Here is a 19,440-nt window from a genome sequence, read left to right as displayed (position 1 = left end):
GGCATAGCGACCATTTTCTGGGCCGCTCACCGAATTCCGTCCTCATGAACTCTACATGTCGACCATTTTCCAGGCCGCTCACCGATTTCCGTCCTCATGAACTCGGCATAGCGACCATTTTCCAGGCCGCTCACCGATTTCCGTCCTCATGAACTCTTCATGTCGACCATTTTCCAGGCCGCTCACCGATTTCCGTCCTCATGAACTCTACATAGCGACCATTTTCCAGGCCGCTCACCGATTTCCGTCCTCATGAACTCTATATAGCGACCATTTTCCAGGCCGCTCACCGATTTCCGTCCTCATGAACTCTACATGTCGACCATTTTCTGGGCCGCTTACCGATTTCCGTCCTCATGACCTCTACATAGCGACCATTTTCTGGGCCGCTCACCGATTTCCGTCCTCATGACCCCTACATAGCGACCATTTTCTGGGCCGCTCGCCGATTTCCGTCCTCATGACCTCGGCATAGCGACCATTTTCTGGGCCGCTCACCGATTTCCGTCCTCATGACCTCTACATAGCGACCATTTTCCAGGCCGCTCACCGATTTCTGTCCTCATGAACTCTTCATGTCGACCATTTTCCGGGTCCCTCACCGATTTCCGTTCTTATGAACTTTTCATGTCGACCTTTTTCTTGCCGCTCACCGATGTCTGTCTTCATAAACCCTTTATTATTATGCAGTGATAAAGCAATTGCTGATGTTGGCATTTAGTTGATTGAAGTAGAATCCGCTAGATCCTCGAAAAAAGCATTCGTGTGATTTTAACTTGTGGTTCAAAGTCCTGCGCGAGTGCGGATCAAAAGGAGGTCCCGTATGCACAAGGCGCCGGTGAACCTTCGGGCCGTCTGCAAAAAGCTCAAGCTGAAATCAACAGGTAAAGTTTACGGAGCATAATTTTAAAAAAATATAAGGCCACCAGGGATCATCAGGAACCTGATGGTCTTTGTTGTTTTCAGACGGAGAAAGCTGATTGAGAAATATAAATCACTTCCTTCCAAGACTAATCGGCTAATCTAAGATTTTATCATTGGATAATAGATGAAAGATTAATAAAAAAATAAATTTTCAGAAATAACTACCATACAAGTATGGTAATATGTTAGTATGGTAACTAAGAAGAAGGGGGTGCGTAAAATTTGTTAAACATTAAACCACTAAAGCCAACTAGCAAATATTCAACAAGAGATCATGTTTATGAAGTTTTAAAGGAGAATATAATCGCACTGGAACTTGAACCAGGAAGAAGTATATCGGAGAAGGAAATTTCCGAGCTATTAAGCGTCAGCAGAACGCCCGTAAGAGAAGCGTTTGTTAAACTTGCACAGGAAGAGCTGCTAGAAATTTATCCTCAGAAAGGAACAACTATTTCACTCATTGACCTCAATCATGTAGAAGAAGCAAGATTTGTTCGTGAACATCTTGAAAGAGCTGTGGTGAAGGAAGCATGTTTAAAGTTCTCCAGTGACGGCATTTTTGAACTGGAATCCAATCTGCTTCTTCAAAAACAGTGTGTTGCGGAAAAAAATTACACAAAGCTGTTTGAATTGGATGAAAGTTTTCATCAAAGAATCGCAATTGGTGCCGGAAAAGAAAGAATATGGACAATTATTCAACAGGTGAATGCTCATTTAAATCGGATACGGATGCTTAGCCTTGCTGCGAATTACCAGTGGGATTTAATACTTTCTCAACACGAAAGCATAGTAGAAGCAATTAAAGAAAAGGATCAGGAAAAGGCTGACCAAGTTATGGAACAGCACTTGAAGAAGTTGACTTTCGAACAAGAGGAACTGCGGAGTCAATACTTCAATTATTTCAAATAATTATTTTGCCCCAAATGAAAGCGCATACTTTATGTTTTTTGATTATTTTGATTTTAAGGGGGAAGAGAAATGAAGTTAAAAATGAGAAATTTAGGTTTACTGGCATTAACAGCTATGCTATTCCTGGGCGGATGTTCTCAGGGGAGCGATGGAAGTGCGGAAAGCGGTGAAGGAGATGGGTACACATTAAAATTGGGGACCGCTTTAAAAGAGGGTGACCCAATCTATGATGGCTTAGTTGAATTCAGCAACTCGGTTAAAGAGAAAACAGATGGGAACGTAACAATTGAGATTTTTGGAAGCGGTTCCCTGGGTGAGGACAATGATGTTATTGAACAGGCAAAAAGTGGTGCCAATATTGCCGTTGTTGTTGATACTGGGAGACTGGCGGATATGGTTCCTGAAATAGGGATTTTATCTGCTCCATACATTGTTGATGACTATGAAGAAGCAAGTAAGGTTGTTCAGTCTGATTTATTCAAAGAGTGGGAAAATCAGTTGGCTGATGAACAGAATCTTCAAATTGTTTCTTTCAACTGGTATCAGGGAGAAAGACATATGCTGACAAACAAGCCAATAACAACACCGGATGATATGAAAGGCTTAAAGATTCGTACGATTAATGCCCCGGTTTTCTTGGAAACGATGGAAGCGCTGGGAGCTAGCCCGGCTGGAATTGCATGGACAGAGGTGTATCCTGGTTTGCAGCAAAATGTTATTGATGCTGCAGAAGCCCAAAACCCTGCTACATATGGGGCAAAGCTTTATGAGGTTGCAGACTATTTGACGAAAACAAGACACTTTCAATTGCTGACAGGTATTGTAGCGAGCAGGACCTGGATGGATTCAGTACCTGAAGAATATCAGAAAGTAATATATGAAGAAGCTCAAAAGTTTGGTGAAGAGGCCTCGCAAAATACAGTTAAATCACTAGAAGATTACGAGAAAAAGATGGTTGATGAAGGCTTAAAAGTAAACGAAGTAGATGTAGAGCTATTTAAGGAAGCGACTGATTCAGTCTATGACAAATTTGACGGCTATAGAGAACTTCAAAAAGAAATTAATAACATACTAGGTAAATAAGTGAGTTGAAAAATATGGATAAGATCGCAAAAGGTTATGTAAAAGCAGAAATTTTTATCTCAAATGCTTTGATGATCTCCATAGTTTTGTTTGTTTTTATTGCTTCAGTGCTGCGATGGGCCGGATTTCCCATCGCTGGAACTGAAGAAATTGCAAACTTGCTGTTTGTGTGGGCTATTTTTATTGGAGCAAACCGTGCATTAAGAGAAGACAATCATATAGGAGTGGATTTTTTCACCAAGCGTCTATCTGATAAACCAAGAGTTTTCATAGAAATAATGATCCTGCTTATAATGCTCATGTTCTTAGTATTCCTTTGTATATATGGGTTTCAATTAAGTTTTGAAAATTCGATTCGGACGATTAGGAGCCTTTCAATAAGTTATTCATTTGTGACAGGTGCTGTACCGGTTGGCAGTGCTCTTATGATCATAACAGTGTTACTAAAACTAAGAAGTAAATTTATGTTGTTAATCAACAATTCAAAAAATATAGATAATAATTCTAAAAATTTCTGAGTGGAAAGGGGGAGGATTGCATGATAATGGTAGGAATTATCTTTTTTATTTTGCTGTTTCTTAATATGCCAGTGGCATTTGCTATAGGAATAGCGAGCCTGGCCTATATCATCGCAGAGCCAAACCTTCCGGAATCGATTGCTGCACAGAGAATGGTCGCTGGCACGCAGTCCTTTCCATTATTAGCGGTACCGTTTTTTATTCTAGCGGGCAATTTAATGAATTCTTCGGGGATTACTTCCCGTTTAATTAAATTTTCTACTGCCTTAACGGGTCATTTAGTTGGCAGTCTTGCACATGTTTCGATTGTACTTAGTACGATTATGGGCGGTATTTCTGGTTCTGCCAATGCTGATGCTGCAATGCAAAGCAGAATTCTTGGCCAGCAGATGATAAGCAGGGGATATTCAGGGGGCTATTCAGTTGGTGTTATTGCCCTGAGTTCATTGATTACAGCTACAATTCCCCCGAGTATTGGCTTGATTTTATATGGATATGTAGGGGAAGTATCGATAGGAAGATTGTTTTTGGCCGGAATTATCCCAGGGTTTCTAATGATGGTCTTTTTAATGGCTGTTGCTTATTTGATTGCCAAAAAAAGGGGATATGATGAAGGGATAGTCAGTAAACGTGCGACGTTTAAAGAGGTTATGATTGCCATGAAGGAAAGTATCTGGGCTTTATTATTCCCGGTCATATTAATTGTTGGAATCAGGTTTGGAATTTTTACAGCTTCAGAGGCAGGAGCCTTCGCAGTAGTGTATGCCGTTATTGTTGGTGTATTTATCTATAAGGAACTGAAGTGGAAGCATATTGTGGAGTCAATAAAGCAATCCGTTACAGACAATGCCACGATTTTATTGATTATTTCTGCTTCATCCATTTTAGGATTTCTTATCACTTATGAACGATTGCCGCAAAATACGGCAGAATTCCTGCTGGGAATCACGAGCAATCCGACACTTTTATTATTGCTGATCTTACTTTTCTTAGTATTAGCTGGTATGTTCATCGAGTCAACTGTGCTTGTGCTGTTATTGACACCCATTTTCCTGCCAATCATTCAGCAAATCGGTGTCGATCCGGTCCATTTTGGAATTTTAATGATGACAATTGTGACATTTGGGGGTATGACACCTCCTGTGGGAGTAACCATGTATACAGTATGTTCCCTGACAAAGGTGCCTATTGAAGACTATGTAAAAGAAGCTTTTCCATTTATGTTGGGAGTTGCATTGCTTGTCCTTCTATTACTTTTTGTACCTTCAATTGTCTTATTTTTGCCAAATTTATTAATGTAATATTTTTTCAAGCAATAAGGGGGATGCAGATGATTTCATTTGAGAATAAAGTAGTTTGGGTGACGGGAAGCAGTTCAGGCATTGGTGCAGCTATTGCTCTTGGCTTTGCGGAGCATGGCGCTAGCGTGGTTATCCATGGAAATACAAAAAGGCTGGAAGCAGAGAGAATCTTAAAGCAGGTTGAGGAAAAAGGAACAAAAGGAATGCTGGTATTGGGGGATGTGACAAAACAAAGTGATGTCCAGCACATGGTTAATCAAATCACTGAAGAATTTGGCGGCATAGATATCCTCGTAAATAATGCAGGTACAATGGTTACCAGAAGCAATATCGAGGATTTAGAGGAAGAAACCTGGAACAGGATCATGGACATTAATTTAAATTCTGTTTTCCGCGTTACGAAAGCCATTATTCCGGTTATGAAGAAGAAGGGATCAGGAAAAATTATCAATATGACTTCTCTTGCCGCTAGAAACGGCGGCGGTGGAGGTGCAGTTGCTTATGCGGCTGCAAAAGGCGGAGTTAGCACTTTAACAAGAGGGCTTGCTAAAGAACTGGCAGATTCGAAAATAACCGTTAATGCAATCGGCCCTGGAATCATTGCTACTCCATTCCATGATCAATATTCAACTCCTGAGATGAGACGTAATATGGCGAGTCAAGTTCCTCTGAAAAGAGAAGGGCAGCCAGAAGAAGTCGTTGGAGCGGCACTTTATTTGGCCTCGGAATATGCAAGTTATATTACAGGCGAAATTATCGAGGTTAATGGAGGCCTCCTAATGGATTAATAAGAAAGGGTGAAACCCAATGGCTTTTATGGATGAGAATTATTTGTTGAACTCTCAGACAGGGAAAAAATTATACCATGAATACGCAAGTGGAATGCCGATTTTTGATTATCATTGCCATTTATCTGCAAAAGAGATTTTTGAGAATAGGCGCTTTAAGAACCTTACAGAAATTTGGCTGGCCGAAGATCATTATAAATGGAGAATCCTTAGAGCAAATGGAGTTGAGGAGAGTTTTATCACAGGTGACAGCGACGATAAGGAAAAGTTCTTAAAATGGGCTGAAACTTTGCCTTTAGCGCTAGGAAATCCACTGTATTCCTGGTCTCATCTCGAACTGCAGCGATTTTTTGGCATAAAAGAAATTCTGACGCCTGAAACGGCTGAGACGATTTGGGAAAAGGCAAACGGCTTACTTCAACAGAATGATTTTTCTCCCAGAAATCTAATTTTTAGATCCAATGTTAAAGGTCTATGCACCACCGACGATCCATTGGATAACCTGGAGTATCATATGCGGCTTAGGGAGGATTCGGATTTTGATGTAAAAGTATTGCCTACTTTCAGGCCGGATGGAGCTTTAAATATTGACCAGGCCACATTTGCGGAATGGGTAAGCAAATTGGGAGAAATCACAAATAGAGATATTGCCAGCTTTAAAGAATTTGTTCAGGCGCTCAATGACAGAATTGACTTTTTTCACATCTGCGGATGCAGGCTGTCTGATCATGGATTGGACAATCCGTTTTATATGGAGGCAGCAGAAGACGAAGTAGAATTAATCTTTGCGAGAGGTTTATCCTCTCAGTCTATTAGCTCAGAGGAAGCAATAAAATTCAAAACTGCCTTAATGAAGGAACTTGGTAAGTCGTATTCAAAGAATGGATGGGCTATGCAGCTCCATATAGGAGCCCTGAGGAACAATAATTCCAGAAAGTATAAGGAGCTGGGGCCTAATACAGGATTTGATTCCATAAATGATTTTAACTATGCAAACGACTTAGCTAAGCTTCTGGATTCTCTTGATATAAACGGGGACCTGCCTAAAACAGTCATATATTGTTTGAATCCGAGGGATAATTACATGGTTGCCTCAATGATTGGAAACTTTCAGGAGAATGTACCTGGTAAAATCCAATTTGGAACTGCCTGGTGGTTTAATGACCAGAAGGATGGAATGGAAGATCAAATTAGGGTTCTGGCGAATGTTGGCTTGCTATCCCGTTTTGTTGGAATGCTAACCGATTCGCGCAGTCTTCTTTCCTATACAAGACATGAGTATTTTAGGCGGATACTCTGCAATATTGTTGGAGGCTGGGTTGAAAATGGCGAATATCCCGAAGATTATCGATATCTAGAAAAAATAATTAAAGATATTTGTTATTTTAATATTGAAGGCTATTTAGGACTACAAGACATATCGTAAATAGGTGATAAATTTGGAAATGGTATTTAGATGGTTTGGGGAAGGCAATGATACGGTTCCGCTTAACTATATAAAACAAATCCCCGGTGTAAAGGGGATAGTATGGTCACTGCACGATGTTCCCGCCGGCGAAAAATGGCCAGAGGAAGAGATTCAAAAAGTAAAAGCCCAAGCTGATCAGTATGGGTTTAGCATAGATGTCGTTGAAAGTGTAAATGTCCATGAGGATATTAAAATGGGATTGCCGACAAGGGACAAATACATCGAAAACTATAAAGATACAATCAGGAGTCTGGCGAAAGTTAGGGTTAAAGTAATCTGCTACAACTTTATGCCTGTATTTGACTGGGTAAGGACAGAGCTGCATCAGCCAATGGATGATGGGGCAACGGCACTCTTTTATGAGAAGAAGAAAGTGGATGAAATGAACCCTGATGATTTGGTTCATACCATTCTGGAAAATAAAGAATTATCAATGCCTGGCTGGGAACCTGATAGATTAAGTGATTTAGCAAGATTGTTTAAAGCTTACAAAGATATCGATGAAGAAAGGCTTTGGGGGAATTTAAAGTACTTCCTTGAAGAAATCATCCCGGTTGCAGAAGCAAATGGCATCAAGATGGCTATTCATCCTGATGATCCCCCCTGGCCAATCTTTGGCCTCCCAAGAATCATTACCAGCAAGGAAAATATTAAGAGGCTTCTTCATTTGGTTGAAAGTCCTTTTAATTGTTTAACATTCTGCAGCGGGTCACTGGGCGCAAATCTCCATAATGACCTTCCGGAAATTGTAAAGGAGTACATAGACAGGATTCCTTTTGCTCATATCCGAAATCTTAAACATTTTGATAACGGCGATTTTATTGAAACATCACACAGGACAAGTGATGGCTCACTGGATATTTTTTCGATTGTGAAAGCTTTTCATAATGGTGGATTCCAAGGGTATATCAGACCAGATCATGGCAGGCATATTTGGGATGAGGAATGCCGTCCAGGCTACGGATTATATGATCGGGCACTAGGTATCATGTATCTTCTGGGGATATGGGATTCGCTGGATAGAATGAAGGAGGCAAAGGTATGAGCGGAAACGGTTTAAAAGGAAAAGTAGCTGTGATAACTGGCGGAAGCGGAGTCTTGTGTGCACCGATTGCGAAGAAACTTGCAGCGCATGGAGCCAAGGCGGCTATTTTGGGCAGAAGTCTCGAAAAAGGCAAATTGGTTGAAGAAGAAATCATTCATGCTGGAGGAACAGCAATCGCCTTTTCGTGCGATGTCCTTGATAAAGAAAGCCTGGAAAGAGTGAAGAATGAAATTGAGGATAAGCTCGGTACATGCGATATTCTCATAAATGGGGCCGGGGGGAATCATCCATTGGGCACAACGACGAAGGAAGCTTTTGCTGCCGGGGATCTTGAGAATAAAGAGGTTCAGTCGTTTTTTGATTTGGAAAAATCGGGATTTTCCTTTGTTTTTGACTTAAACATCGTGGGGACCTTGCTGCCTACACAAGTTTTTGCCAAAAGTATGGTGAGCAAGGAAGAAGGCGGAGTCATCATCAACTTTTCATCCATGAGCGCACCTTCTCCTATGACAAAGGTGCCTGCATACAGTGCAGCAAAAGCGGCAATCGAAAATTTAACACAGTGGCTGGCTGTACACTTTGCAGACGCAGGAATTCGCGTCAATGCAATTGCTCCGGGATTCTTTTTAACAGAGCAGAACAAAGCATTATTAACAAATGAAGATGGGTCCCTCACAGAGCGTTCCCATAAAATCATTACACATACTCCAATGAGAAGATTTGGTAAACCGGAAGATTTATTGGGAACCATTGTATGGTTAGCTGATAATGAAATGTCCGCTTTTGTAACAGGCATAACAGTTCCGGTAGATGGCGGTTTTATGGCCTATTCTGGTGTTTAAGCAGATTTAATCTTTACATAAAGATTACTGAAGGGAGAAGTAGTATGCCGCATCCGGAATTAATTACGTTTGGAGAGACGATGGTAGTCCTTGATCCTGTACAGAAAGGCCCCCTTAGGAATGTTGCCCAATTTAACAAACGCTTTGGTGGTGCCGAATCCAATGTTTCAATCGGAGTTGTCCGGCTGGGACATACAGCAGGCTGGATTAGCCAGGTGAGTGATGACGAATTGGGTGATTATCTGGTTAATTCAATTAGAGGCGAAGGGGTAGATACCTCTCAGGTGAAAAGGACCAGTGACGCTCCAACAGGTCTATATATAAAAGAACGGATAAGGGAAGGCGCAAACCAAGTCTATTATTACCGCAAAAATTCAGCTGCGAGCCTATTATCGAAAGAGCAAATAGACTGGGGATATTTAAAGGAAGCTAAAATTATACATGTAAGCGGCATTACACCTTTCCTAAGTGAAAGCTGCCGCGATCTTACCAAAGAAATTGTTCATTTTGCAAAGGAAAATGACATCTTTATTTCTTTTGACCCAAACTTAAGATATAAAATTATGGCTTCAATAGAAAACCATAAAGAGATTATCATGAATATAGCAAAACAAGCCGATTTATTTATGCCAGGTATTGATGAAGCAACTTACTTATTTGGTATTAAAGAGCCTGACACGATTTTTGAAAGCTGTAAAAAAATGGGGATGAAGAACGTCATCCTTAAAGACGGGGCCAATGGATCGTACTTTATGGGGGGGCTGGAGAAAGGCTTTGTAAGCAGCATTAAAGTGGATAAAGTGGTTGATCCTGTCGGAGCGGGGGATGGCTTTGCGGCAGGTGTATTAACAGCTCTTCTTGAAGGAAAGTCATTAAAGGCTGCAGTGGAGAGAGGTTCTGTAGTTGGTGCCATGGTAGTGACAGTGGCGGGTGATATGGAAGGGCTGCCAACTATCCGGCAGATGGGTCAATTTTTAGCAAGTAATCAGGATGTACAAAGATAAGGAAAGGAGGTTTAATATGTCTGATTCAATGTTATCAAAGTTATTGTCATCAGGAATTATAGCGGTAGTTCGAAAGGTGAATCCTGATCGGGCTGTTCAGCTTGTTGACTCATTTATAAAAGGTGGAGTTTCTGGTATTGAACTGACTGTCGATTCTGAAAGTGCCTATGAGAAAATAGGAGAATTAAAATCACTTTTTAGTGAGGCTGCGGTTATTGGAGCCGGAACAGTGGTTAATGTCCAGCAAGCCAAGGCAGCTATTGACGCAGGAGCTGATTTCATTGTGTCTCCTATCTTGGACAGGGATATAATCGAGTATGTTAAACAAGAAGGCAAAATTATGATGCCAGGTGTATTTACTCCGACAGAAATGAAAAATGCATACACTTGGGGAGCCGACGTGGTGAAGGTCTTTCCTGCGAGCGCATTAGGACCAGGCTTTTTTAAAGATGTAAACGGACCTCTGGGATATATACCAAAAATGCCGACAGGCGGCATAAATCTAAATAACGTTCAAGACTTTATCAAAGCTGGGGCAGTAGCAGCAGGTATTGGAGGTTCTCTAGTAAACACTGAACTAATCCAACAAGAAAACTGGGAAGCCCTTGAAAAACTAGCAAGAAAATATACTGAAAAAGCAGCATTAGCTGGAATAGGAAAATAGCACTCTGCACATGCTGCCTAAACGTCTATCAAACTTAAGAATAGGTACCCATGTGCTTACGGAATAGATGAGGAGTACTGTGCTCTATAAAATATCCAGAATAAATTTTCTTGATGCACATTTTTACATATGGATAAGCCGAATGCCTTAGAAGGGCACGATTGAAAAGGGAAACCATGAAAGTGGTTTCCCTTATTTTTTTGCAATTATATAAAAATGTATCATTCTAATTTTTTAGAACATATAATAAAATTAAATCATCTAAATGAATTAGAAAGGCGGCTTCAAAATGGATTTAATTAAAAAAACAATGGAAATTACAATTGAGCAGCAAAAGCTGATTTCCAGCCCATTGCGGGTTAAAATTATTTACCTCCTATCAAGAAGTGCCATGACAGCCAAACAGGTAGCTGATGAGCTGGGGAAATCGGCCGGCAGCATCCATTATCATATTCTGCAGCTCTATAAAGGCGGCATACTGGAGATCGAGGAAACAAGAGAAAACAGGGGCATTATTGAGAAGTATTACCGCTCAAAAGCGACCCAGTTCACTCTAAACGAAGAAAGCGGGCAGGAGAAAACGGAAGGAAGCACTTCCATGGGAACGAGCATGTCACTGACAGACGAAGAATTAAAAGAGTTTCAGGATGATTTGTATGCTCTGATCGTTAAGTACATGGAAAAAAGCGTTAAGGGAGATTCCAAAAAGCGTGACACATATCAAATTTCATGCCAGTTTACATTGCTTGATTCGGAGGAAGGAGAATAGATGGAAGCATTGATAAAAAGAAATGTAACTTTGTTTCTGGCAGGTAAGATGTCCGCAGTGCTTGGTTCATCCATATACAGTTTTGCCATTGGCTTATATATTCTCGCTGAAACAGGATCAAGCTTGAACTTTGCCATTACCCTCATATTGAGTACTGTGCCAAGGATCCTGCTTTCACCTGTAGCCGGGGCCTTCAGTGACCGTTGGGACCGTAAAAAGATTATCATCATCTCCGATTTTGCCTGCGCCATCTGGCTTATAGCCGTATTATTGTTATTTCTGTTTGCCGCTCAGGATATCTGGCTTCTTTACACAGCCGCAGCCGTATTAAGCATTTTAAATACCTTCTACTCAGCAGCAGTCACCTCAGCAATTTATAACATGGTCGGACCGGATCATCTGCAAAAAGCCCTGTCACTGAACCAGACAGCTGTCTCCCTATCTGCTATTTTAGGTCCCGTTTTGGGAGGCGTGTTCTTTGGCATCTTTCATCTGACTACCTTCATGCTTATCAACATCATCACCTTTACAGTCTCAGGTATTAGCAGCTTACTTATCCATTACAACTTATTTGCAGAGGAAAAAGAAGAAACAAGAAAAAGCAGCATGATAGCCGATTTGAAAATGGGCGTTAGCTATGTGAAAAATCAGCCTTTTATTAAAAACCTGATTATCATTAGCATTTGGCTGAATTTTTGGTTTGCTATTTTTCCAGTTGCCATGCCTTATTTAGTCTTAACCATCCGGGAAATGAGCTCCGTTCAGCTTGGAATCATCGAAGGAGCCTTTTCGGTAGGAACGCTGGCCATATCGATCTATCTTTCTGCCCGTCCGGAAGTCAAACGAAAGGAATTCGCCATTTTTGAGGGAATCATTTCCATGTCCATCATCATCGCCCTGCTCGGACTGCCCAATCTGCCTGGCCTTATGGGCATTTCAAACAATGTCGTGTTTCCTTTCTTAATTGTGATGGTGCTGCTTTTGTCGGCGACAATTATATTGGTAAACATGCCGGTTATGGTTCTTTTGCAAAAAGGAACACCGGACATGTACCGAGGCAGAGTTATGTCGCTGCTCGAAACCGGAGCCAGTGCAATGACCCCATTAGGCTTTATTGCTTTCGGCTTCTTGCTTGAAAAAATGCCAGTTTGGATCTTAATGGCATTCTGCGGAATGAGCATTCTGACACTGATTTTATATCACCTTAGAAAAAGGACCCTTCTGCAGCTGCTGAGAGAAGCAGACCAGCCGAAAAAAGAGGTTTCGGCACAAATCTAAAAAGAAGGCTCTTTTCTCCACGTCCTCTTTTCCCGCTGGAGTTGAGTGTCCTCAACTGGAATCAGCTCAGTCGGTTAACCTAAGTTCTATTCAAAAAGCAACAAACTTTATGAATAGAACCAAAAAAGAAAGCAGTTTCCGCTGCTTTCTTTTTTTATAGGTCTTCCTAACCAGTCAAAAAGCTTCCTTTTTTATTTATTTGTTTACCTGCTAAGTTCCGGGGTATTTCAAATAGTGGGATACATAAAAACGTTAGCAATACAGAAGCAGCTGCTTCTTTATATAAAAAGGAGGAATGAACACTTGAAGCAAGATCGGCAAAACAAAGGTGTCAATGAGCATAGCAAAGACAAGCAGCTTGAGGAGTTTCGCGTGGATAATTCCGGAAAAAGGCTTACAACGAATCAGGGTGTCAAGGTTTCTGATGATGAGCATTCGCTAAAAGCAGGTTCCCGCGGACCAACCCTGATGGAGGACTTTCATTTCCGGGAAAAAATGACGCACTTTGACCATGAGCGTATCCCGGAACGGGTTGTTCATGCCCGGGGGTTTGGCGCTCATGGCTACTTTCAGGTATATGAATCAATGGCTGAGTATACAAAAGCGAAGTTCCTGCAGGATCCATCTGTTAAAACCCCCGTATTTGTACGGTTTTCAACTGTAGCAGGTTCTCGCGGTTCCGCAGATTCTGTCCGTGATGCCCGCGGGTTTGCCACCAAGTTCTACACGGAAGAGGGGAATTACGATCTGGTCGGCAATAATATTCCGGTGTTTTTCATACAGGATGCCATAAAGTTCCCGGATCTGGTCCATTCATTTAAGCCAGAGCCGCATAATGAAATGCCGCAGGCTTCAACAGCCCATGATACGTTCTGGGATTTTGCCTCCAACAATACGGAAACGGCTCATATGATAATGTGGACGATGTCTGACCGTGCCATCCCCCGAAGCTATCGCATGATGGAGGGGTTTGGTGTCCATACATTTAGATTTGTGAATGAAATGGGCAGATCCCGGTTTGTAAAATTTCACTGGAAGCCAGTTCTGGGTACTCATTCTCTTGTTTTTGATGAAGCGCAAAAGCTTGCCGGAAAGGATCCGGACTTCCATCGCAGAGATCTATGGGAAGCCATTGAAATGGGCAATTATCCTGAGTTCGAGCTTGGGGTACAAATGATTGATGAAGAGGATGAATTCTCCTTTGATTTCGATATCCTTGATCCGACAAAGCTTTGGCCGGAGGAAATGGTGCCGGTTAAGATTGTTGGGAAAATGACGCTGAACCGTAACCAGGATAATGTATTTGCCGAGACGGAACAGGCAGCATTCCATCCTGGACATGTGGTGCCGGGGATTGATTTTTCGAATGATCCATTGCTCCAAGGAAGATTATTTTCTTATACGGACACCCAGCTGATCCGCCTGGGCGGGCCAAATTTCCATGAGCTTCCGATCAACCGCCCCGTGTGTCCGTTCCATAACAACCAATATGACGGCTACCATCGCATGACCATTAATAAAGGTCCTGTTGCCTACCATAAGAATTCACTTCAGAATAACGACCCAAGTCCAGCTGCAGAAGAAGAAGGCGGTTATGTGCACTATCAGGAAAAAGTGGAAGGGCGGAAAGTCCGAGAACGCAGTGATAGTTTCAAGGATCATTACAGCCAGGCGAAAATGTTCTGGAACAGCATGTCTGAAGCGGAAAAGCAGCATATAATTGACGCGTTCCGCTTTGAAGTCGGGAAAGTGCAAAGCAAAGACGTCCAGCAGCAGGTGGTAGACATGTTCAGCCATGTAGATGCATTCCTTGCTGAGCAAATTGCCCTGGGAGTAGGCGCAAAGGTACCGGATGCAGCTAATGAATCAAAGGTAACGCTTTCTTCCCCGGCTTTAAGCCAAATGAATACAGCAAAATCGCCTAAAACCAGAAAAGTCGCGATCTTAGCGGAACATGGTTTTAACTGGAAGGAAGTCAGCAAGGTGATGGAAGCCTTAAAGAAAGCCGGTGTTACTTCAGAAATCGTCAGCAAAAACCTGGGAATGATCAAAGGTGACGGTGGAGAACTGGAAGCGAAGAAAACATTCCTGACCACCCACTCGGTAATGTATGACGCTGTCTATGTTGCAGGCGGAAAGGAAAGTGCAGAGGCATTGAAGAAAGTTCCGCAAGCTAAGGAATTTGTCCGTGAAGCATTTCAGCATTTTAAAACCATCGCAGTTGGCGGTGAAGGAGCAGAATTGCTCCCTGCAGAAGCCACGCAAGCTTTACCTGAAATGGGAATCGTGGCACACCGCAGCGATGGCGATCTCCATTCCTTCAGTGAGAATTTAATTAATGCTATTGCTATGCATCGCCATTGGGACCGTACCATATAAGACAAGGCCAGCTGCTCTTTATGAGCGGCTGGCTTTTTTAGAGTGTTGGCCGATAAATCTGTCAGTTTGGCCGTTATTTCGACTATTTTGGCCGATAAAAGTATGATTTTGGCCGATAATCTTAATAAATAGGCCGTTAAATGAGTCCTGAGAGACTAGGGAAATTCTATTTGGCTGGTAAATTATCCAGTTCGGCCGGTCTTTAGCTGAAAATGGCCGGTAAATGTACTATTTTGGCCGGTATTTTACCAAAACAGGCCTGTAAAAGCCTTCAGCTTAAAGATTGAACTGCTGTTGTACAAGATCGCAGATTAACTTTTTTCGATAAAATATACGTTTCAGCAGGTATTTTCCATCAAAAATACGAACTTCTAAAAAGCAACCTGCCAAAACAAAGCACAAAATGACAGGAAGCCAATGATTAAAATGGCTAGAATGTATTTAAGGGAGTGATCAAGAATGTCATGGATCCTATCGCTGCAAAAGGCCATTGATTATATAGAAAAGCATTTGCTGGATGAAGACCTTTCGATTCAGCGAGCTGCCGAAGCGGCGAATTCTTCTGCTTTTCATTTTCAGCGTACCTTCTCCATTCTCACGGATATGCCGGTTGGAGAATATATCAGGGGCAGGAGGCTGACTCTCGCAGCACAGGACCTTACGCGCACAGACTGCAAAATCATTGATCTTGCCTGCAAATATGGTTATGACACTCCCGAAGCTTTTACGAAAGCTTTCCGCAGACAGCATGGCATTACCCCGACAGAAGCAAGGAATTTTTCCGGAAAGCTCAAATCATATAACCGCCTGACGATCCAGGTGAGCCTGAAAGGAGCAGAACCAATGCAGTATTCAATTGTGGAAAAAGCAGCTTTTCAAGTGGCTGGAGTAAAGAGGGAGTTCTCTTTATGCAATGAAGAGAATCTTGCCGGCATACCAAAAATGTGGGATGAAGTGAACAGTAACGGGATAAGCGACAAGCTGTTCCAGCTAAACAATGGTGAAGTAAAGGGTGTTCTCGGTGTGTGTGTGGATAAAAGAAGCACAAAACCAGACAGCATGGACTATTGGATTGCAGCCAGCTGCAAAGGAGAAAAGCCTGATGGCCTCGAAAGCATGGAAATTCCGGCAGCGAAGTGGGCTGTATTTGAAGTGCATGGAGCGATGCCGGATGCCATACAGAATACGTGGAAAAAGATCTTCTCGGAATGGTTCCCATCGAGCGGGTATGAGCATGCGGAGGCACCCGAACTTGAAGTATATTCTGCTGGAGACCCGTCAAGTGCAGACTATTATTCAGAGGTCTGGATTCCGGTAAAATAAGGTTAGAGCTGTTCTAAAAAGATTGCTGGATAAGCAATCTTTTTGTATACATAATAAAAATGATATGATAAATTAAGAATGTATGTTCGGGTTTGATCCAAAAAGGAGCTGATTAAGGTGATGAACCAAGCAATACCTTATTTAATGTTTGACGGAAAGGCAAAGGAAGCTTTGGAATTTTACCGGGAAGTTTTTCAATGGGAAGTATCGGAACTTCAAACATATGGAGAAGCGAATTATCCAACTCCGCCTGAGGCCGACGATTTTATTATGCATGCAAAGCTGAAAAAGGATCGTCTGCTCATAATGGTATCAGATTCATTCCCTGGCCAGGATGTGGCAGCTGGCAATCATATCTCATTAGTGCTTGAGTTTGGAAGTGAAGAAGAAATCCAGTCTATATATAATGCTATTGCCAATAAAGGCACAGTGTTAATGGAGCTTCAGGATACCTTTTGGGGTGCAAAATATGCTAAAGTAAAAGATCCATTTGGCGTTATTTGGGATCTTAACTACACAAAAAAATAATCCATAAAAAAAACCTGCAGATCGCAATTCTGCAGGTTTTTTACATGCTAAGTTTTTCTTTTTGGAATCTTCCCAATCCCCAGTTCCCTTGCTTCCTTCTGCAAAGCTTTAATCAGGCTGAAGGTCATTAGGGCCATGATGATCGAAAAAGGAAGAGCTGCCGCAATCATCGTGTTCTGCAGCGCCTGCAAACCGCCTGAATATAAAAGTACCAGTGAAATGGCAGATAGCATGATTCCCCAAATAAACTTTATTTTTTGGCCTGGATGATGTGAGCCATTAGTTGTCATCATCCCCAGTACATAGGTGCCCGAATCGGCAGAAGTAATGAAAAAGGTGCAGATTAAGATGATCGCAATAATCGATAGGATCGTTCCCAGCGGGAAGTTGGAAAAAACGCCAAACAATGCTTCCTCAGTAGCGAGTTCAGAAATCTGCGCAACCCCATTATGCTCCTGCAAAATCGCCGAACCGCCAAAAGCGGAAAACCATAAGAATCCAATCAATGACGGCACGAGCAATACTCCGAAAACGAATTCACGGATGCTTCTTCCTTTTGAAACACGTGCAATAAAGATACCGACAAAAGGTGCCCAGGCAATCCACCAAGCCCAGTAAAAGATGGTCCAGCCGTTAATCCATTCTCTGACATCTTCATTTAAAGGTGCAATGCGAAAACTCATGCCCGGCAGAAATTGCAGATAGCTTCCGAGTGTATTTGTAAATAGATTCAGTATGAATAATGTCGGTCCGAGAAAAAAAGTAAGCAGAAACAGAAGCACAGCCAATACCATATTGGTATTGCTGAGAATTTTAATTCCTTTCCCAAGCCCGGTCAATGCTGAAATTATAAATAAAACCGTTACGATCAGGACGATTAATACCTGGACCGGAAAGCTGACGGGAATGCCAAAAAGGTATGAAAGCCCCCCATTAATTTGCATGGCTCCGAATCCTAATGTCGTTGCAACACCGATGACAGTCGCTACAACTGCAATGATATCAACAACTTTTCCGGCAGTACCCTGCGTGCGGTCTCCCAGGATCGGCTTAAGGGTAGCGCTGATTAAGCCGGGCTCGCCATGGCGGAAGTTAAAATAGGCAAGGACAAGGGCAACGATTCCATAAATGGCCCATGCGTGGATTCCCCAATGGAAATACGTATATCTTATAGCATTCCTGATTGCCTGATCAGTGCCTAATTCACCGCCTGTTGGAGATCCGACTGCATAGTGATAAATCGGCTCGGCCGCACCCCAGAAAACCAGTCCGATCCCCATTCCGGCGCTGAACAGCATCGCAAACCAGGTAGGCCGGGAAAACTCCGGTTTATCATCCTGCTTCCCAAGCTTTATCTTTCCTAACGGGCTGATTAAAAAATATAAACAAACAATAACAATAAACGAAACCAGTATTAAATAATACCAGCCGAACTTATCGGTGATAAAGGCTTGCACGTTTGCTGTCACACTCTCAAGCAAGTCCGGTACAAAAACGCCAAATAAAACAAGCAATAATAAAATGCCAGCTGATATATATAAAACCAATAAGTCTTTCTTCACATTTTATCCCCTTTCTGCATACACCGCTTCTTTTAGGATTGAGTACATGCTTTAGATTTATGCGGAAGAAAAAAGAAAATTCATTGTTCAGGGAGGAAATTTTCCGGATCTGCAGAATAACCTTAGAAACTCATAGGCAAGGAGGCAGAATCGTTTGCTGACATTATTCCGATATAACTGGCAAGTCCGTGATCAGTGGTTTGAATGGTGCCGCCAGCTCACACTGGAAGAGCTTAAAACTGAACGAACTGGGGGAGTGGGAGGCATTTTAGAAACCCTTTTTCATATTGTGGATGTAGAATTTAGCTGGATTTGTGCCATTCAAGGCAAGGAAGTGAAAGATCCGTTCTTTTCTGATTATGAAACATTGGAGAAAGTAAAGTCTCTTTCTGATGAATATCGCAGAGAGCTGGAGCCTTTTTTTCAGGAGAAATGGCCGTTTCAATGCAATGAAAAGGTTACACCGCCATGGATGGATGGCTGCTTCAAAAAGGAAGAAGTCCTGCAGCATGTTATTGTCCATGAAATCCATCATATTGGCCAGCTGTCTGTCTGGGCAAGGGAACTGGAACTTGAACCGGTATCGGCAAATCTATTAGGGCGGGAATTACATTAAATAAGGGGAATAGAGAAAAATGATTAGAAGGCTTACTGAACAAGACCATGAAATTTGCTTTCGTTTTCTCCGCCGGCAGCCTGCGGAGAATCTTTTTATAATAGGTGACATTGAGGCATATGGCTATGCGCAGGATTTTCAGAAGGGGTAGTGTCAAAAGATTTATGAAAACTACCTAAAGGGTTAGTTTCTCTCCTATTTACTGGATGGAGATGCGCCGCAATCGCTCTTGACAAACACGCCAATGGTTTGAGGATTGTTTAACAAGGGCGAAGGGAACAAAAGAAGGCATACCAAATAAGCCCTTGGTTGTTTCCATTTTAAACCATTGGCAAGTTCGGTTTGTCAAGAGTTCGCTCCGCCGATTGCTGAATTAGCTTAAGGGCTCAGCTAAACAAAAAGTTAGGCTTGTCTTTGTTCTACTATCCATTGTTGTGCT

Annotated in this window: 17 protein-coding genes and 1 pseudogene; 17 read left to right on the top strand and 1 reads right to left on the bottom strand. The window is 42.1% G+C overall.

Going from position 1 to position 19,440, the window contains the following annotated elements:
- The first annotated feature begins 1,146 nt into the window (after window positions 1-1,146).
- From L634_RS0123975 to L634_RS0123905, 15 genes are all read left to right on the top strand, one after another.
- Window positions 1,147-1,833 carry a GntR family transcriptional regulator gene (locus L634_RS0123975; protein ID WP_026584635.1) on the top strand — a complete coding sequence of 229 codons (687 nt, stop codon included), beginning with the start codon at window positions 1,147-1,149 and terminating at the stop codon, window positions 1,831-1,833.
- 69 nt (window positions 1,834-1,902) lie between these two features.
- Window positions 1,903-2,916 carry a C4-dicarboxylate TRAP transporter substrate-binding protein gene (locus L634_RS0123970; RefSeq protein WP_157452452.1) on the top strand — a complete coding sequence of 338 codons (1,014 nt, stop codon included), beginning with the start codon at window positions 1,903-1,905 and terminating at the stop codon, window positions 2,914-2,916.
- Window positions 2,917-2,930: 14 nt separating this feature from the next.
- Window positions 2,931-3,434, top strand: a complete 504-nt coding sequence (locus tag L634_RS31665) for a TRAP transporter small permease (protein ID WP_157452451.1) — start codon at window positions 2,931-2,933, stop codon at window positions 3,432-3,434.
- Window positions 3,435-3,454: 20 nt separating this feature from the next.
- Window positions 3,455-4,735 carry a TRAP transporter large permease gene (locus L634_RS0123960; RefSeq protein WP_026584633.1) on the top strand — a complete coding sequence of 427 codons (1,281 nt, stop codon included), beginning with the start codon at window positions 3,455-3,457 and terminating at the stop codon, window positions 4,733-4,735.
- A 29-nt stretch (window positions 4,736-4,764) separates the two neighbouring features.
- A complete protein-coding gene (locus L634_RS0123955) occupies window positions 4,765-5,523 on the top strand; it encodes an SDR family NAD(P)-dependent oxidoreductase (protein ID WP_026584632.1) in 759 nt (252 codons plus the stop codon).
- A gap of 28 nt (window positions 5,524-5,551) precedes the next feature.
- A complete protein-coding gene (gene uxaC, locus L634_RS0123950) occupies window positions 5,552-6,949 on the top strand; it encodes a glucuronate isomerase (RefSeq protein WP_232233831.1) in 1,398 nt (465 codons plus the stop codon).
- A gap of 13 nt (window positions 6,950-6,962) precedes the next feature.
- Entirely contained in the window at window positions 6,963-8,036 is a 1,074-nt protein-coding gene (uxuA, locus tag L634_RS0123945) for a mannonate dehydratase (protein WP_026584630.1), read from the top strand.
- Window positions 8,033-8,878, top strand: a complete 846-nt coding sequence (locus L634_RS0123940; RefSeq protein ID WP_026584629.1) for an SDR family oxidoreductase — start codon at window positions 8,033-8,035, stop codon at window positions 8,876-8,878. Before uxuA ends, L634_RS0123940 begins: the two co-directional genes overlap by 4 nt.
- A gap of 44 nt (window positions 8,879-8,922) precedes the next feature.
- Window positions 8,923-9,882, top strand: coding sequence for a sugar kinase (locus tag L634_RS0123935; RefSeq protein ID WP_026584628.1), 960 nt, complete (start codon window positions 8,923-8,925; stop codon window positions 9,880-9,882).
- Between the two features lie 16 nt (window positions 9,883-9,898).
- Complete coding sequence (locus L634_RS0123930) at window positions 9,899-10,546, top strand: bifunctional 4-hydroxy-2-oxoglutarate aldolase/2-dehydro-3-deoxy-phosphogluconate aldolase (RefSeq protein ID WP_026584627.1); 648 nt, start codon at window positions 9,899-9,901, stop codon at window positions 10,544-10,546.
- 289 nt (window positions 10,547-10,835) lie between these two features.
- On the top strand, window positions 10,836-11,315 hold the full coding sequence (locus L634_RS0123925) for a winged helix-turn-helix domain-containing protein (protein ID WP_034263157.1): 480 nt from the start codon (window positions 10,836-10,838) through the stop codon (window positions 11,313-11,315).
- On the top strand, window positions 11,316-12,593 hold the full coding sequence (locus L634_RS0123920) for an MFS transporter (RefSeq protein ID WP_026584625.1): 1,278 nt from the start codon (window positions 11,316-11,318) through the stop codon (window positions 12,591-12,593).
- A gap of 303 nt (window positions 12,594-12,896) precedes the next feature.
- Window positions 12,897-14,972 carry a catalase gene (locus L634_RS0123915; RefSeq protein ID WP_026584624.1) on the top strand — a complete coding sequence of 692 codons (2,076 nt, stop codon included), beginning with the start codon at window positions 12,897-12,899 and terminating at the stop codon, window positions 14,970-14,972.
- Between the two features lie 459 nt (window positions 14,973-15,431).
- The gene (locus L634_RS0123910; RefSeq protein WP_026584623.1) at window positions 15,432-16,295 is read left to right on the top strand and encodes an AraC family transcriptional regulator; all 864 of its coding nucleotides are present in this window, start codon (window positions 15,432-15,434) and stop codon (window positions 16,293-16,295) included.
- A gap of 120 nt (window positions 16,296-16,415) precedes the next feature.
- Window positions 16,416-16,823, top strand: coding sequence for a VOC family protein (locus L634_RS0123905; RefSeq protein WP_051428403.1), 408 nt, complete (start codon window positions 16,416-16,418; stop codon window positions 16,821-16,823).
- 47 nt (window positions 16,824-16,870) lie between these two features.
- Here L634_RS0123905 and L634_RS0123900 read toward each other — a convergent pair whose 3' ends face one another.
- On the bottom strand, window positions 16,871-18,385 hold the full coding sequence (locus L634_RS0123900; protein WP_026584621.1) for a glycine betaine uptake BCCT transporter: 1,515 nt from the start codon (window positions 18,383-18,385) through the stop codon (window positions 16,871-16,873).
- Between the two features lie 154 nt (window positions 18,386-18,539).
- On the opposite strand from L634_RS0123900, the gene L634_RS0123895 reads away from it, so the two are divergent.
- Window positions 18,540-19,001, top strand: coding sequence for a DinB family protein (locus L634_RS0123895; RefSeq protein ID WP_026584620.1), 462 nt, complete (start codon window positions 18,540-18,542; stop codon window positions 18,999-19,001).
- Window positions 19,002-19,020: 19 nt separating this feature from the next.
- Window positions 19,021-19,146: pseudogene (locus L634_RS34490) on the top strand (GNAT family N-acetyltransferase); the annotation flags it as partial.
- Between the last annotated feature and the right edge of the window lie 294 nt (window positions 19,147-19,440).

Source organism: Bacillus sp. J33, assembly GCF_000518885.1.
GTDB lineage: Bacteria > Bacillota > Bacilli > Bacillales > Cytobacillaceae > Cytobacillus.
The sequence above is the reverse complement of the archived record's forward strand: the minus strand, read 5'-3'. Positions and strand labels throughout refer to the sequence as shown.